1 protein-coding gene is annotated in these 690 nt (G+C 44.6%); it reads left to right on the top strand.

Annotated features, from left to right (window positions below; genetic code table 11):
* On the top strand, positions 1-690 hold a 690-nt coding region (locus tag ACFING_RS10055), incomplete at both ends, for a TrbG/VirB9 family P-type conjugative transfer protein (protein ID WP_375630833.1).

Raw genomic sequence — 690 nt, 5'->3', positions numbered from 1 at the left:
TATAATGTCACAAAAATTATTGGCTCCATACGCTCATCGGTACAAATAGAATTTTCTCCCAATGAAGAAATTGCCCATGTGGCAATTGGCAACAGTGTTGCATGGGAAGTCGCCCCCGCTGGCAATATTCTTTTCCTTAAAGCAAGAGAAGTCCAACCCATTACCAATCTCCAAGTCGTCACCACAAAGCTTGATGGCTCAAAGCGCTCCTATCAATTTGAACTTACGATCAAAGATGGAGAAATTTCCTCTGGACAAGAAACATATTTCCTTGTGAAATTTCGCTATCCCCAAGACGAAGCAGAACAAAGAAGACTCGCAGCCCTTATGCGACAAGAAAAACAACAAGCCCAGCGTATCGATAATGTCTTCAACGCTTCTGAAACCTACGGACCACGCAATTGGGCTTACACCGCTCAAGGATCAAGCGTGCTCGAACCCTCCTCCGTTTATGACAATGGCAAAACCACAACATTTACATTTCCAGACAACCAAGAAATCCCTGCCATTTACATTGTCAGCAATGACGGTACAGAATCGCTGGTTCCCAAAACCACAAGAGGCAACATGGTGATTGTCCATGCCATTAGCGCACGCTTCACCCTAAGACAGGGAAAAAACGTCCTATGCGTCTTTAACGAAGCCTATCAACCAAAAGGCACAAATCCAAATACCGGAACAACCTCACCA

Origin of the sequence: Bartonella sp. AP150HLJHH (assembly GCF_042196385.1) — a bacterium.
Taxonomy (GTDB): Bacteria; Pseudomonadota; Alphaproteobacteria; order Rhizobiales; family Rhizobiaceae; genus Bartonella.
Note: the sequence above shows the minus strand (reverse complement) of the source record. Positions and strands in the feature narration are given on the sequence as shown.